This is a genomic window from Kitasatospora sp. NPDC059146 (assembly GCF_042786665.1).
GTDB lineage: Bacteria > Actinomycetota > Actinomycetes > Streptomycetales > Streptomycetaceae > Kitasatospora.
The window spans coordinates 28,987-43,455 of record NZ_JBHZCY010000053.1; the positions used below are offsets into that span (position 1 = coordinate 28,987).

The following is a 14,469-nucleotide window of genomic DNA, read 5'->3' on the forward strand; positions in this document are numbered from 1 at the left end:
GGGTCTGACGCGCGGGCCTGACGGGCGGACGCGCAAGGGCCGGTGACTCCAGGGGAGTTCACCGGCCCCTCGCCGAGCAGCCGAGAGCCGATCAGTCGGGCAGTCGGGCAGTCGGGCAGCCGGGCAGCCGGGCAGCCGGGCAGCCGGGCCTCAGGCCGGGCCGGCCGCGCCGTGCAGGATGCCGCCGCCGTCCCGGCCGCGCAGGGCCAGCGCGGCCGGGAGGACCGCCGCCGGCAGCGCGACGGCCGCGCAACAGGCGGCCAGCACGCCCATCACCGTCCACGGCACCAGCACGGGCGTCGGGCCGACCAGCGCGGTCAGCGCCGTCCAGGAGCCGCCGACGCTGATCGCCGTGCCCAGCCCGCCCAGCAGGGCACCGGCCGTCACGCAGAGCAGGGTCTCGACCGCCACCGTGCGCAGCACCTGGCCCCGGGTGGCGCCGGCCAGCCGCAGCAGGGACAGCTCCCGCCGCCGGTCGCCGGTCGTCATCACCAGCGAGTTGGCCAGCGTGATCACCGCGTAGCCGATCGCCAGGCCGAGGATCATCAGCAGGGCGTTCCAGGAGTCCCGCGCGGTGCTGTCGGTGGCGGCCGACCAGACCTGCTCCGGCGTTTCGAGCCGGGCGCCCAGCCCGTCCACGGCCGTCCGCAGGGCGGCGGCGGCCTGCGCGCGGTCGGCGCCGGGCGGCAGCCGCAGGTCGATCCGCTCGGCCAGGGCCGGCCCGCCGACCCCGCTGGTGACGGCGTCGGGGTCGGTCACCCAGGCCTGGACGGCCTCGGCGCCGGTGCCCAGCAGGGCCGCGACCCGCAGCTCCCGCGGGGTGCCGTCGGCCAGCCGGACGGCGATCCGCGCGCCGACCGCGGGCGAGCCCGGCCAGGTGCGGCTGAGCACGACCGAGCCCGGGCCGAGGTCGGCCAGCGAGCCGGCGACGACCGGGAGCCGGTCGACGGCGGCCAGCGCGGCCGGGTCCGCCGTCGCGGCGCGGAAGGGCACCAGGGCCTGGCCGTCGTCCACGGCGGCCATGAGCGAGGTCGGGGTGATCACCGCCGCCCGCACCCCGGGGACGGCCCGGACCCGGTCCGCCACGGTCCGGCTCAGCCCGGGGGTGCCGGCCGGCACGACCACCAGGTCGGCGGCGGACAGCTGGGTGCGGGTCTCGGTGACCTGGGCGCGGTCGATGGTGTCGATGCTGCCGACCAGGCAGCCGGCGAAGGCGACGATCAGCACCACCGGGGTGGTGGTCGCGGCGGTGCGCCGGAAGGCCGTCAGCGCACTCTGCCGGGCGGTCGCCCAGACGATGCCGCCGCCGTCCTCGACGGACCGGCCGCGCAGCCGGGCCACCAGTGCGGGCAGCGCCGTCAGCAGCCGGATCGCCGGCCCGGCCAGCACGGCCGCCAGCAGCACGCAGCCGGCCACGATCGGCAGCAGCAGGGCGAGCGCGTCGGCGACGCTCGCCGCTGCGTCCGGCCAGCCGCGGGCGGTCAGCGCGAGGGCGGCGATGCCGCCGCCGAGCACCAGCAGGCCGCTCGCCCAGCGGAACGCCAGGGCGGCGCGCGAGGTCCGCTCGGCGTCCGCCTCCGCGAGCGCCTCGCCGGGGCTGATCAGGCCGGCCTTCACTGCGGAGGACAGCACGCCGGTGAGCGCGGTCAGCAGCCCGATCGCGCCTGCGACGAGCAGCCCCCACCCGGTCACCGGGACGGTGAACCCGTCCGGCACCAGGTCGTGGTCGACCAGCCAGCGGCCGGCCGGCGCCGCCCCGACCGCGCCGAGCGCGCACCCGGCGGCGGAGGCCAGCACACCGACCACCAGCGCCTCCCGGAGGACCAGGGCGCGCAGCTGGCGGCGGGTGGCGCCGATCAGCCGCAGCAGGGCGAGTTCGCGGCGGCGCTGGGCGATCGACAGCGCGAAGGTGCCGCCCACCACGAACACCGCGGTGCCGCCGGAGACCGCGGCGGACAGGCCGAGCGGCGTCTGCACGCCGTCCAGCCGGGCGGCGACCTCGGCGTGGTGCGGGTCGGCCTGGGCGCGCTCGGCACCGGTGAGCACCCGGGCCACGCCGGCCCCGCCGTTGGCCTCCACGGCCCGGCGTACGGCGTCGGCGGGGCCGAAGGCGGCCAGCGCGCCGACGGCGGGGCTGAACCGGGCGGCCCGGGCGTCGGTGAAGAAGACGGCGTGCTCGAAGGCCTCGGCCCCGGTGACGCCGGAGACCGTCGCGGTGTGCGGGCCGTCGGCGGTGACGAACCGGACCGACCGGCCGATCTGCTCCGGGCGGCCGCCGCCGAGCACGACCTGGTCGTCGGTGGCGGGCGCGGTGCCCGCGGTGAGCCGGTAGCCGCCCAGGGCGGCGCTCGACCAGGCCCGGCCGACCTGGTCGCGCGGGCCGTCCGCGAGCTGGGCGTAGAAGGTGTGGTCCTCGACCGTGCGGCCGGTCGCGGCCACGGCGGCGAGCAGCCCGGCGGGCAGGCCCGGCTGGGCGGGGACCTGGGTCGGCTGGACGTCGCCGCCGCCCGCGGGCGTGAAGTCCACGTTCAGGTCGGCGATGACCAGCACCGGGGCCTCGGAGAAGCGCTGGCGCCCCTGGTCCGGGACGCCGACGGTGGCCGAGATGACCAGGAGCGAGGTGGCCAGCAGGGCGACGCCGCAGGCCAGGGCGACGAAGCTGCCGACGAAGGAGGCCCAGCGGAGCCGGACGGAGGCGAGGGCGAGGCTCAGCATGCGAGGGCCTCCGGGGTACGGGCCTCCACCGGGTCGGCCTCCACCGGGTCGGTCTCCAGCGCGGTCATCCGGGCGGCGACCTGCTCGGCGGTCGGCCGCTCCAGGGAGCCGGCCAGCCGTCCGTCCCGGAGGAAGAGCACCCGGTCCGCGGACGAGGCGGCGACCGGGTCGTGGGTGACCATCACCACCGCGCGGCCGGGGTCGTCGGCCATCCCGCGCAGCAGGGTGAGCACCTCGCGGCCGCTGCGGGTGTCCAGCGCGCCGGTCGGCTCGTCGGCGAGCAGCACCGCCGGGCGGGTGATCAGCGCCCGGGCGATGGCGACCCGCTGCTGCTGGCCGCCGGAGAGCTCGCCCGGCCGGTGCCCGGCCCGGTCGGCGAGGCCGACGGCGGCCAGCGCGGCGGCCACCTCCGCCGCGGCGGGGCGGCGGCCGGACAGCCTGGCCGGGAGCGCCACGTTCTGCGCCGCGGTCAGCGCGGGCAGCAGGTTGAAGGACTGGAAGACGAAGCCGATCCGCTCCCGGCGCAGCACCGTCAGCTCCTTGTCCCGCAGCCCGCCGAGCACGGCACCGTCCACCCGCACCTCGCCCCGGTCGACCGCCTCCAGCCCGGCGGCCGCACGCAGCAGCGTCGACTTGCCCGACCCGGACGGCCCCATGACGGCGGTGAAGGTGCCGAAGGGGAACCCGACGGTCACGTCGTCGAGCCCGACGACGGGTTCGGGCCCGCGCCGGTAGGTCCGGCGGACGGAGCGGAGTTCGACGGCGAGGTCGGTGGCGGGGGCGGCGGCGTTCATGATCCCCATCCCACCGCCCGGGGCGGGGGCGGCTCAATGGCCAGGGGTTCACTTCCGGGGGTACAGCCAGCTACACCCCCTCGCACCACCGGCGCTTCAACCGCTCCCAGCGCTGCGCCTGCTCCGGGGTCAGGGTGCCGCGCAGGTCGGCGAGTTTCAGGAGCTGGGCCTCGGCGTCGGCGCCCAGGGGTTGGGCCTCGGCGCGGTAGTGGTCGGTGAGCAGGGCGTCGAGTTCGGGGCGGGTGAGGGCCGGGTCGAGGCGCTGGGCGAGCTTGGCCATGTTGCGGTAGGAGCCCTGGAGCAGGAACGGCGGCTCGGTGCGGGCGCGGTCGTCCTGGGCGGCGGAGGCGAGGTAGGCGCGGTTGACGGCCAGGACGGTGCCGCGCAGGTGGAGCAGCCCGGCCAGGACGGCGGTCATCCGCTCGACCTCGGCGGCCGGCCAGGCGCCGGTCAGGGTGCCGCCCGGGGTGCCGCCGGCGCGGGCGAGCAGGGTGTCCAGGTCGGTGCGTTCGGCGGTGGCGAGCGGGGCCAGGTGGGGGCTGGCGGGCAGGGCGTTCTCGACGAAGCTGAGCGCGAAGAGGTCCTCCCGGCCGGCCACGGCGTCGCCGAGGTTCCACACGTCGGCCCGGTTGGCGAGCATGTCGGGGAGCCGGAAGAGCCGGCCGGACTCGGTGTACGGGTTGGCGGCCATCACCACGGCGAAGCGCTTGCCGCGCAGGTCCCACTCGCGGGCCTCGCCGTCCGCGACGCCGTCGATCCGGCGCTGGGCGTCGCACAGCGGGATGAAGCGCTGCAGGAACTCGGGCGAGGTGTGCTGCACGTCGTCGAGGTGGAGCAGCACGTTGTCGCCGGCGTGCAGGGCGAAGTTGAGCTTCTCCAGCTCGCGCCGGGCGGCGGCGTCGGGGGCCTCGGCCGGGTCCAGCGAGGTGACCCGGTGGCCGAGTGCCGGGCCGCTGACCGAGACCAGCAGCAGGCCGAGCCGCTCGGCGAGGTACTCGACCAGGGTGGTCTTGCCGTAGCCGGGCGGGGAGACCAGCAGCAGCAGGCCGCTGCGGTCCACGGGGCCGCCGGGGCCGGCGGTGCCGAGCTGCTTGGCGAGGTTGTCGCCGATCAGCGGCAGGTACACCTGGTCGATCAGCCGGTTGCGGACGAAGCCGTTGAGCGATGCGGGCCGGTACTGGTCGAGCCGCAGCCGGGCGTGTTCGGCGGCCAGCAGCTCACCGCGCAGCCGCTGGTAGGCGCGGTGCCCGGGGACGTCGACCGCCTCGAAATCGCGGACCCGGGCGAGCAGTTCGTCCAGGCGGAGGTCCAGCGCGCCGCCGCGAAGGCGGGGGTGGTCGCCGAGCAGTCCGGTCAGCCGGGTGCCGACGGCGCCCTCGGCGCGGCGGCGCGGCAGCGTCGGGCAGAGCAGTACGGCGGCGGCCTCGGCGAGGTCGCCCGGGTCGGCGTCGGCGGCGGCCGACTCCAGCCAGGCGGTGGCCAGTTGGTGCCGTACGGGGAGCAGGGAGGGGTCCTCGGGCAGGGTGGTCAGGGCTTCGGTCAGCCCGGCGGACTCGGGGGCGGCGTGGAACTTCTCCAGCAGTGCGCGGGCCCCGGGGGAGTAGGCGAACTCCGGTGTCTCGGAGGCGAGTTCGGCGACCAGGTAGGCCCCGGCCGGTTCGGCGCCGGCGCCGGCCCCGGCGCCAGTGCCGGCCCCGGCCGCGCCCGGGCCGGACCCGGTCGGGGCGAACTCCGCGACGGCGGCCGACAGTTCGGCCGCCAGGGCGGCCAGCGCCGGCACCGCGCCGCCGTACGCCTGCCGGGCGAGGCCCAGCGAGCGGGCCCGGGTGTGCCAGACCAGCCGCTGCCGTTCGTCCGCGCCGTGCGCCCAGTACAGCTGGGCGGCCGCCCGGGCCGCCGCCGGGTGCCGCAACAGGCCCGCCTCGGCGCGGAGTTCGAGCAGGGCGCGGAGCACCAGCGCGGCGTCGTGGTCGTGCACCCCGCGCTGGTAGCCCTCGTCCGGGCGCCGTTCGGCGGCCCGCCGGACGTACTCCAGCAGGTCGCCGTCGGGTTCCCCCGGCTCGGCGGCCAGCAGCAGGCTCGCGGCCAGGTACTCGGCGCGGTAGAGCGCGGGCGTCTCGGAGGGCAGCGGCCGGTCCCAGTACCGCTCGGTGGCGGCGAAGGCCGGGTCGGTGACCGGGGCGCGGTAGTCGGTGCCGGTGAGGGTGAAGGCGGGCCGGCCCCGCCAGGGCAGCAGGGTGAGTTCGGGGCGCTGGGTGGTGACCGCGAACAGGTGGCGGCCCAGTCGCAGGGTGCCGGGGCCGTCCCCGGCGAGCTCGGCGCGGTCGCGCAGCGCCCGGTGGGCGCGGCCGCGCGCGGCGCGCAGCCGTCCGGTCAGCTCCTCGGCCCGGACCCGGTCGCCGAGGGCGGTCAACTGTCCGGCGAGGTCGCGGAGTTTGACGGCCGTCGGGTCGGCGGCGAACGCGGCCTCGATCTCCTCGAGAGTGCCCAGGGCGGCCAGCCGCCGGTGCAGGGTGTCAAGGATCCGTTCGGCGGAGGCGGCCAGCCGGTCGGCCCGCCCGGCCCGCTGCTCCAGCAGGTGCTGGCGGCGGGCGGTGAGGGCGTCGTGGATCTCGGTGCGGCGTTCGGTGAGCTGTTCGCCGAGCGCCGGGTCGGCGTCGGCGAAGCGGGTCTCCAGCTGCTCGATCCGCAGCAGCAGGCGGCCGAGCCGGTCGTCGCAGGCCTCGGGGGTGTCGGCGGCGGCCAGCGCCGCGGTGACGGCCTGGGCGAGCAGCGCCGTCTCGGCGGCGAACTCGGCGGCGGCCTCGCGGGTGCGCAGCTCGCGGCGGCGGACGGTCAGCGTGCTGCGGGCCCGGTTGAGCAGTCCGAGGACGTCGGCGAGCCGGTCCAGGATGGCGGTGCGGGTGGTGGCGTCGGCCAGGTCGAGGGTGCCGACCAGCTCCGAGACGGTCTGCAACGCCTCGCTCTGCGCCGTGAGTTCGAGGCCCAGCGGCTCGGCCTCGGCGGCGGTCGCCAGCGCGGCGCAGCGCTCGGCCAGCTCGCCGGCCCGGCGCCGGTGGGGCTCGAAGGCGGCGGGTTCGGCGAGCTGGACCACTGCTCGGTCGGCGGCCTCGGCCAGCCCCTCGGCGAGGTGCTCGGCCAGCGCGTCGATCCGTTCCGCCCGGGCGCGCGGCAGGTCCCGCAGGGCCTCCACCCGGCCCTGGGCGCGGCGCAGCGCGGCCAGCCGGTCGACCCATTCGGCGGCGTCGGCGATGGTCTCGCCGCGCGCCGTGCGCAGCAGGCCCTCGACGTGTTCGGCGGTCTCCTCGGTGCGGGCGGCGGCGTGGGCGGTGAGCTGGGCGACCGCCTCGTACTCGGCGATCACCTGCCGGGCGGTGTCGCGGATCTCGGCGAGCGGTGCGGCGAGGTCGCCGAGGCCGCTCTGGCCGAGCCAGTGGTGCCGGTCGGCGGTGCGGGTGCAGGCGGTGAGCACGGCGTGGTGCCCGGCCGGGGTGTCGGCGCCGGCCGCGGCCAGCCGGGCGAGGGCGAGGCAGTCGGCCAGGCCGCGGACCAGGTCGGCGTTGCCGATCCGGGCCAGCGGGCCGGTGCCGGGCGGCTGTTCGGTGGCGTGCCGCTCGCTGGTGAACGGGCTCTGCCAGAGCTGGACGGGGTGCAGCCGGGTCGGGCCGTCCTCGGCGGGGCGCAGCGCGATCAGGGTGCCGTCGTCGAGCAGTGCGTAGCCCTGGCAGGCGAGCGGGGCGGCGGCCTCCTGGCGGACGGAGTTGTACGGCTGGAGCAGCGCCCGGCCGTCGGTGGCGGAGCGGAACTCGTACAGCAGGTCCTCGCCGTTGGGGGAGAGGACGGTGCGTTCGTACGCGAGGCCGTCGACCGGCTGGTCGAAGGTGCGCACGGTGCCGTCGGCGAGGTGGCAGCCGCCGGGGAAGGCCACGCCCTGGTCGGCGGGCAGCCGCAGGCAGGCCTGGCCGAGGGCGTCGATCCGGGTGACCCGGCCGGTGGGCAGGTGGACCACCAGGTGCCGGACGGTCTCCTCCTGGTACGGGCGGACCCGCACCAGCAGCAGGGTGGCGAGCCGGGCGTGGGCGACCTGGGCGTCGGCGAGGGTCTGGAGGGCCTCGGCGAGCGGTTCCCGGTGCAGTTCGCGGCCGTCGGGGGTGGTGAGGGTGAGCCGGCCGCCGTCCACGCCGAGGTGGAGTTCCCCGGCGAGGTCGGCGCGCGGTGCGGTGCCGGGGGCGGCGGGCAGCTGGTCGTCGCGGGTGAGCGGGGTCCAGTCGAGCTGGCGGCCGTCGGCGGGGGTGTGGTCGCGTTCGCCGCGGCCGTCCTGGTAGGTGGCGCGGTCGTCGTCGAGGCGCCAGCGCAGCACCCGGACGTCGGTGGCGGCCGGGCCGGTGCGGAAGACGGCGAGCAGCCGGCCGCCGACCGGGCGCAGCCGTTCCAGCCGGGCGTCGCGGAAGTAGCGGCGCAGGTCGGTGAGGTCCTGGCGCAGCCGGGGGTCGTCCAGCAGGGTGCCGTCGGCGGGGGAGAGGTCGTCGGGCCGGTGGAGGGAGAGGAGGTCGGTGAAGTCCTCGGTGCCGCTCTCCGCCTCGGCCGGGCGGGTGCCGAGCAGCAGTCGGCCGCCGACGGCGGTGAGGTCCTGCGGCAGGCAGGCCCGGGCGGTGGTGAGCCGCCCGGTGCCGGTGAGCCGTAGTTCCCCGCCGCCGAACTCGGCGACCCGGCGGGTGTTCAACGCCTCCGCGCGGTCGGCGAGTTCGGCGGCGGCCCGGGCGAGCCGGCCACGCAGGACCTCGTAGCTGCCGGCGTCGGGCCGGGCGTCGTCGAGGGCTTCCACGGTCATTCCCCTGGTGTTCGGCGGGTGTCTGCCTGCTGCTGCTCGGCGGGTGACTACTTGCTGCCGTTCACGGCGGCGCCGGTGAGCGCCCCGATCGGGGTCTCCGCGATGCCCAGCTTCCGTGCGGAGTCGAGCAGTTGGCGCAGCTGTCCGGCCTGCTCGCCGCCGCCGCCGATCAGCTTGAGGAGCAGCGCGGACACCGTCAGGTTCTGCACGTCCGCGGTGGAGACCGAGGACAGCACCCGGGTGAGGTCCTTGGTGAAGTCGGCGCTGCCGTCCAGCCAGGGCCCGGCCAGGGCCTGGGCGGTCTGCGAGTGGCCGACGAAGGCGTCCACGCTCTTGCCGGCCGTCACCGACTGCACCAGCCGGTCGAAGAAGACCGAGTCCCCGCCGACGATGTCGATCTTGGCCTTCTCCAGCCCGGCGGCGACCAGCGCGGCCTGCGCCTCGGCGATCTGCCGCTGGGTGTCCAGCCCGGCCAGGCGGACGTCCTTCTCGGCGGCCAGCCGCAGCCGGTACTCCTCGTGCCCGCGCGAGGCCTCGTCCAGCTTGGCCATCGCCGCGGCCTTCTCGGTCAGGCCCTCGGCCTCGGCCTTGAGCTTGGCGCCGACCTCCAGCGCGCTCGCCCTGGCCTTCTCGGTCTGCACCACGGCCTCGGCGCGGCCGACCTTCTCGACCGCGGCGGCCTCCTGCTCCCGCACCTGCACCCGGGCCAGGCCCTCGGCGGCGGCCTCCGCCCGGACGCCCTCGGCCAGCTTGACCTTGGCGGCCGCGTCCAGTTCGGCGGCCTGCTGCCGGGCCTCGGCCAGCACCAGCGACTCGCGGGCCTTGTGCGAGGCGGCCTGCTCGGCGGCCTCGGCGGCCTTGATGTCCTTGACCAGCTTCTCCTGGGCCTCCGCCTCGGCCTGGATGACCACGGCCTTGCGCATCCGCTCGGCCTCCTCGACGGCCCGCAGGGTCTTCACGGCCTCCTCCTGCTCGGCGACGGTGCGCTCGACCGCGACCCGCTCGCGGACCACGTCGGCGACCTCCCGGCGGCGGGACTCGACCTCCTTCTGCTTGGCCATCACGGCGAGTTCGGTCTCCCGCTCGCGGCCGACGACCTCCAGCAGCCGGTCCTTCTCGATCCGCTCGTTCTCCACCGCGATGACCCGCTCGCGGTTCTTCTGCGCCACCGCGACCTCGCGGGCCTGGTTCTCCCGCTGCACCCCGAGCACCTCCTCGGTGCGCAGGAAGGCGGTCTGGGCGGTGAGCCGCTCCTCCTCCTGCACCCGGGCGATCACCGCGTCCTCCTTGGCCCGTAGGGTCTCGATCTCGCGGCGCTGGCGGATCTCGGCGTCGGCCTGGCGGCGCTCCAGCTCCAGGACGGTCTCCCGGGCGTCCACGTTCTGCCGGGTGATCTCCTTCTCCTCGTTGCGCTGGTACTCGTTGGTGCGCACGTGCTCGATCGCGGTCAGCTCGGTGATCTTGCGGATGCCCTGGGCGTCCAGGATGTTGTCGCCGTCCAGCTGGCTCATCGGGGTCTGTTCGAGGTGGTCGATGGCCGCGTCCTCGAGGGTGTAGCCGTTGAGGTCGGTGCCGATGACCGCGATGATCTGGTCCCGGAACTCGTGCCGGTGGGTGTAGAGGTCGGTGAAGTCCAGCTGCTTGCCGACGGTCTTGAGCGCCTCGGCGAACTTCGCCGCGAAGAAGTCCTGGATCGCCTGCGGGTCGCTGGCCCGGGCGGTGCCGATCGACTGGGCCACCTTGACGACGTCCTCGACGGTCTTGTTCACCCGGACGAAGAAGGAGATCCGGATGTCCGCCCGGATGTTGTCCCGGCAGATCAGGCCGTCCCGGCCGGCCCGGTGGATCTCCACCGTCTTCGCCGTGATGTCCATCAACTCGGCCTTGTGCAGGACCGGCAGGACGATCGCCCCGGTGAAGGTGACGTCCACGCTCTTGGTGCGGGAGACGATCAGGGCCTTGCCCTGCTCGACCTTCTGGAACAGGCGCCCCACGAAGAGCAGCGCGGCGAGCAGGATGAGCAGCACGACGGCGATGAGTACGCCGAAACCCACGGCGATGGTGTCCATCACGGAGTCCTTTGACGGGATGGTGGTGCGAAGTGGTTGACGGGGAAGCTGTGCTGACGAGGCGTCAGAGGCCCGGCGGGGACGGGTCGAACGGCGCGACCAGGAAGTGCTCGCCGTCCGCGTCGTAGTCGTAGATCAGTGCGGTGCGCCCGGCGGTGAGCTCCGGTTCCGCTTGCGGGGTGCGGACCTGCACGGTGGCGGTGGAGCCGTCCCCGGCGGTCACCTCGGCCTGTCCGAAGTCGGCCGTCACCCGGCCGGTGCGGATCACGCAGACCCGGCCGACGAAGTCGCCCCGGGTGACCGGCCGGTCCTCGGGGAACAGTCGCCGCAGCGGTCGGACGAGCACCCGGGTGCCCGCCCAGGAGGCGACCAGCGCGACGACGAACACGCCGCCGCGCGCCGGTGCCCCGGAGGTGAGGACGGTGCCGGACAGGCTGACGAACCAGGCGAGCGCGACCAGCAGCGACACCGCCACCGTCGCGGGCACCCCGCCCAGTCCCAGCGCGTCCAGCACGCCCCCGTGGTGGCCCGTGCCGTGGGCTCCGTCGGCGGTCCCCCCGTCGGCGGTCCCCCCACCGGCGCCGTGCCCGCCGGACGCCCCGTGGGCCACGTTCCCCCCGACACCGTGCCCCCCGGCACCGTGTCCGACGTGACCCGCCGGGCCCACATGTCCGGCGTGCCCGGCACCCAGGTGGTGCCCGACGCCGTGCCCCCCGTGCACGGCGTCGAACCCCAGGCCGCCGATCAGCATCAGCAGCCAGTACCCGACGACCACCACCAGCGCGAAGCTGAACAGCGCCGTCGGAAAGGCCAGCGCGGCCGCGAAGAAGTCCCCCGTCCCGGCCATGCCCCCCGCCTTTCCCCCGGCACCGGGCATCGGCGCCGCAGAGATCATGGCAGCGGGCGGGACGTTCGCACATTGCCAGGATCCGGCAATCTTTACGGCCTTTTGACACCCTGGTACGCGCGCTGCCCGTGACACTGTGACGGTCGGGCAACAGAACGGACTTGAGCAGGTCACCCGGGGTTTCGGCGGGCCGGGAGACGCGCCGCGGAAGGCGGGGCGCGGGAGCCCTACAGCGGCTGTTCCGGCCAGTTCAGCAGCCGCGCGCCCATCGCCGCCGTCTCCAGGGTGAAGCGTTGCAACGCGTCCGAGGGGTCGTAGCCCGTGAGCGCCTTGATCCGCTCCAGGCGGTAGCCGAGGGTGCGCACGCTCAGCCCCAGCCGACGCGCCGCCTCCGCGTTCACGTACGCCGCCTCCGCCTGCACCGCGATGGTGTCCAGCAGCGGACGGGCCCCGCCGCGCGCCTCGGTCAGCGGGCCGAGGACGCTGCGCACCAGGTCGGCCATCGCGGCCCGGTCGCGCATCAGCACCGGGAACACCAGCAGCTCCTCGGCCTTCAACTGGCAGGCCGACAGCCCCAGTCGCTGCGCGTAGTCCAGCGCGTCCAGCGCCTCGTCGTAACTGCGCAGCACCCCGCTCGCCCCCGAGTGCCGGCGGCCGGTCGCCACCCGCAGCACCGGCCGGTAGCCGGGCCCGGGGCGCAGCGTCAGTTCGGCGAAGGCCTCCAGCACGGCCCGCTCGGAGTCCGGGGCGATGCAGACCAGCCGGCCGTCCTTGCTGGCGAGCAGGACGTCCCGCTCGCCGAAGCGCCCGGTCAGCTCCCGCTCCACCCGGTGCAGCATCGGATGCACGTCCGCGAACGGTTCGTCGCCCACCGCCACCGCCACCGTGTAGGCGCCCGCCAGCCGCAGCCCGAACCGCTCCGCGCGCTCGGCGAGCAGCCCCAGGTCGCTGCGGCCGTGCAGCAGGTCGTCGATGAACTCCCTTCGGGCCGCCTCCTCCTGACGGACCGCCAGGCGCTGGGACCGCTCGTGGCCCTCGCCCAGCGCGGCCAGCGCGGCGTCGGTGGCGGCCAGCACCGCGTCACCGGTCCGGCGCAGCTCGCCGACACTGCTCGCGGCGGCCGTCCCCGGCAGCGTCTGCCAGGCCCGCCGGGCCGCCGCCAGGCAGTGCGAGACCACCTCGCGCAGCCCGTAACCGGCCTCGGCGCACTGCTCGCCGAGCCGGCGCAGCGCCTCCAGCTCGTCCCGGCGGGGCAGGCGCCCGGTGCGGGAGGTGTCGGCGAGCAGGGCGAGGTACGCCTCGGCCAGCTCGTTCGGTATGTCGCACTCGTCCGTCTCGTTCACCGTTACTGCCAACCCCCGTGTGGCCTGCGATTTCGGCGCTGAACGTTATCAGGATCCATACGCCCGGGAGCCGTTCCCGCTACCGCTCGCGGAAGTGCAGCACGAAGCGCGCGCTGCTGCCGTCGATCCGGCGCCGGACGTACAGCGACGGCGTGCCGTCCGGCGTGCAGCTGACCCCCTCGCGGACCAGCAGCGGGGTGCCCGCCGGGACGCCCAGCAGTTCGGCGTCCGCGAGGTCCGCGCCGATCGCGCCGAAGGCCCGCCAGTCGTACTCCAGCTCCACCCCGGCGGCCCGGGCCAGGTCCAGCACCAGGTTCCCGGCGTGGCCGGGCCGTACCAGCTCGGCGGGCAGCGGACCGAACGGCACCCAGTAGCTGCACGCCGCCCGGGCCCGGCCGCCGAGGCGGATCACCGAGTCCAGCCGGTGCAGCTCGCCCGGCGCCCGGCCCAGCTGGCGGGCCGCCTCCTCGTCCTCGGCCGAGCCGGTCACCGGCGGGGCGGCCACCACGAACTCGCCGTCGCCGCGACCCCCCGCCGGCACGGCCTCGTGCACGCTGCCCAGGTCGAAGCGCTGGCTGCGCGGGTCCACCGCGATCGAGACCCGGACGGCGGGCGGGCGGACGAAGGTGCCCACGCCCCGGCGGATCTCCACCACCGCGGCCCGCTCCAGCTCCGCGACGGCCTGCCGCACGGTCAGCCGGTTCACGCCGAACTCGGCGCTCAGCTCCGGCTCGCTCGGCAGCCGGGCGCCCGCGGGGTAGCCGCCCGCGTCGATCCGGTCCTGGAGCCGGCGGGCCAGCCGGCGGTAGACCGGGGTGTTCGGGCTGTCGGGGGGAGTGCTCGGAGGGTTCTCGGGAGTGCTCGGGGGAGTGCCCGGGGGAGTGCCCGGGGGGTTCGTCGCCACGGACCGATCCTACGAAGCCGAGGGCCCCGCCCCGGGTCGCCGTGGCGGGCCGGCGGCGGTGGGATGGAGGGGTGCCCCGCGCCCGCCGGGGGAATTGGACATCTAGACGTCTAGATGTCCTACTGGACGTTCAGCCCTCCCGTGTGCGGCTTCACCGAAAGGCCCTCGCATGTCCCTGGTCAACTTCCGCGACTCCGCCGTCCTCAGCGACCCGGAGGGCCTGCTGATCCGCCCCGGCGTGCTGTACCGCTCCGCCCAGCCCTTCCCGGCCGCCGACGAGGCCGTCGTCGCCCAGCTGCGCGCCTGCGACATCCGCACCGTCGTCGACCTGCGCGACCCCCGCGAGACCCGGCCCGACGACTGGGCCGCCGCCGAGGCCGCCGGGATAGCCGTGGTCGCCGCCCCGGTGAACCCGGCCACCGACGCCCTCACCGCCCACATGGCGACCATGACCACCGCCGCCGACCTCGGCGAGTTCTACCTGCTGCTCGCCGAATCCGCCCCCGAGGCCGTCGCCGCCGCCGTCGAGGCCACCACCCGCCCCGGCGCCGTCCTGCTGCACTGCGCCGCCGGCAAGGACCGCACCGGCCTGCTCACCGCCCTGCTGCTCGACCTCCTCGGCGTCCCCGCCGACCGGATCGTCGAGGATTACGCCCGCACCGCCGAGGCCCTCCCGCAGATCTTCGCCAACCTCGCCGAGCGCCACCGCACCGCCCTCAACGACCGGGGCACCGCCACCCGCGTCACCGACTCCGAGGGCCGCACCCTCACCATCCCCGCCCCGCTGCTCCAGGCCCCGGCCGAGGCGATGTCGGTCTTCCTCGGCCACGTCCGCACCCGTCACGGCGGCGCCGAGGCCTTCCTCCCCGCCTGCGGCGTCCCGGCCGCCACCCTCGCGGCCTTCCGCAGCAAGGCGGCGGTGCCCGCAGCCCCCGCAGTCTGACGGGCCAGGGCCGGGGCCGGGGC

8 protein-coding genes are annotated in these 14,469 nt (G+C 76.2%); 1 reads left to right on the forward strand and 7 read right to left on the reverse strand.

Features of this window, described 5'->3' with window-relative positions:
* Positions 1–150: 150 nt before the first annotated feature.
* The 7 genes from ACFXPX_RS22685 to ACFXPX_RS22715 form a co-directional block, all read right to left on the reverse strand.
* The gene (locus tag ACFXPX_RS22685; protein WP_380642950.1) at positions 151–2,715 is read right to left on the reverse strand and encodes an ABC transporter permease; all 2,565 of its coding nucleotides are present in this window, start codon (positions 2,713–2,715) and stop codon (positions 151–153) included.
* A complete protein-coding gene (locus ACFXPX_RS22690; protein WP_380590432.1) occupies positions 2,709–3,509 on the reverse strand; it encodes an ABC transporter ATP-binding protein in 801 nt (266 codons plus the stop codon). The genes ACFXPX_RS22685 and ACFXPX_RS22690 overlap by 7 nt, the downstream gene beginning before the upstream one ends.
* A gap of 70 nt (positions 3,510–3,579) precedes the next feature.
* Positions 3,580–8,340 carry a DNA repair ATPase gene (locus ACFXPX_RS22695; RefSeq protein ID WP_380642952.1) on the reverse strand — a complete coding sequence of 1,587 codons (4,761 nt, stop codon included), beginning with the start codon at positions 8,338–8,340 and terminating at the stop codon, positions 3,580–3,582.
* Between the two features lie 47 nt (positions 8,341–8,387).
* The gene (locus tag ACFXPX_RS22700) at positions 8,388–10,409 is read right to left on the reverse strand and encodes a flotillin family protein (RefSeq protein WP_375888221.1); all 2,022 of its coding nucleotides are present in this window, start codon (positions 10,407–10,409) and stop codon (positions 8,388–8,390) included.
* Between the two features lie 64 nt (positions 10,410–10,473).
* Positions 10,474–11,256 (reverse strand): hypothetical protein, encoded by a 783-nt coding sequence (locus tag ACFXPX_RS22705; RefSeq protein WP_380642954.1) that lies wholly within the window; start codon positions 11,254–11,256, stop codon positions 10,474–10,476.
* A 227-nt stretch (positions 11,257–11,483) separates the two neighbouring features.
* A complete protein-coding gene (locus ACFXPX_RS22710; protein ID WP_380523240.1) occupies positions 11,484–12,599 on the reverse strand; it encodes a PucR family transcriptional regulator in 1,116 nt (371 codons plus the stop codon).
* A gap of 79 nt (positions 12,600–12,678) precedes the next feature.
* Positions 12,679–13,503: a GntR family transcriptional regulator gene (locus ACFXPX_RS22715; protein WP_380523239.1), complete on the reverse strand. Its 825-nt coding sequence runs from the start codon at positions 13,501–13,503 to the stop codon at positions 12,679–12,681.
* 169 nt (positions 13,504–13,672) lie between these two features.
* Between ACFXPX_RS22715 and ACFXPX_RS22720 the strand changes: the two genes are divergently transcribed.
* Entirely contained in the window at positions 13,673–14,446 is a 774-nt protein-coding gene (locus ACFXPX_RS22720) for a tyrosine-protein phosphatase (protein ID WP_380523238.1), read from the forward strand.
* Positions 14,447–14,469: the final 23 nt, after the last annotated feature.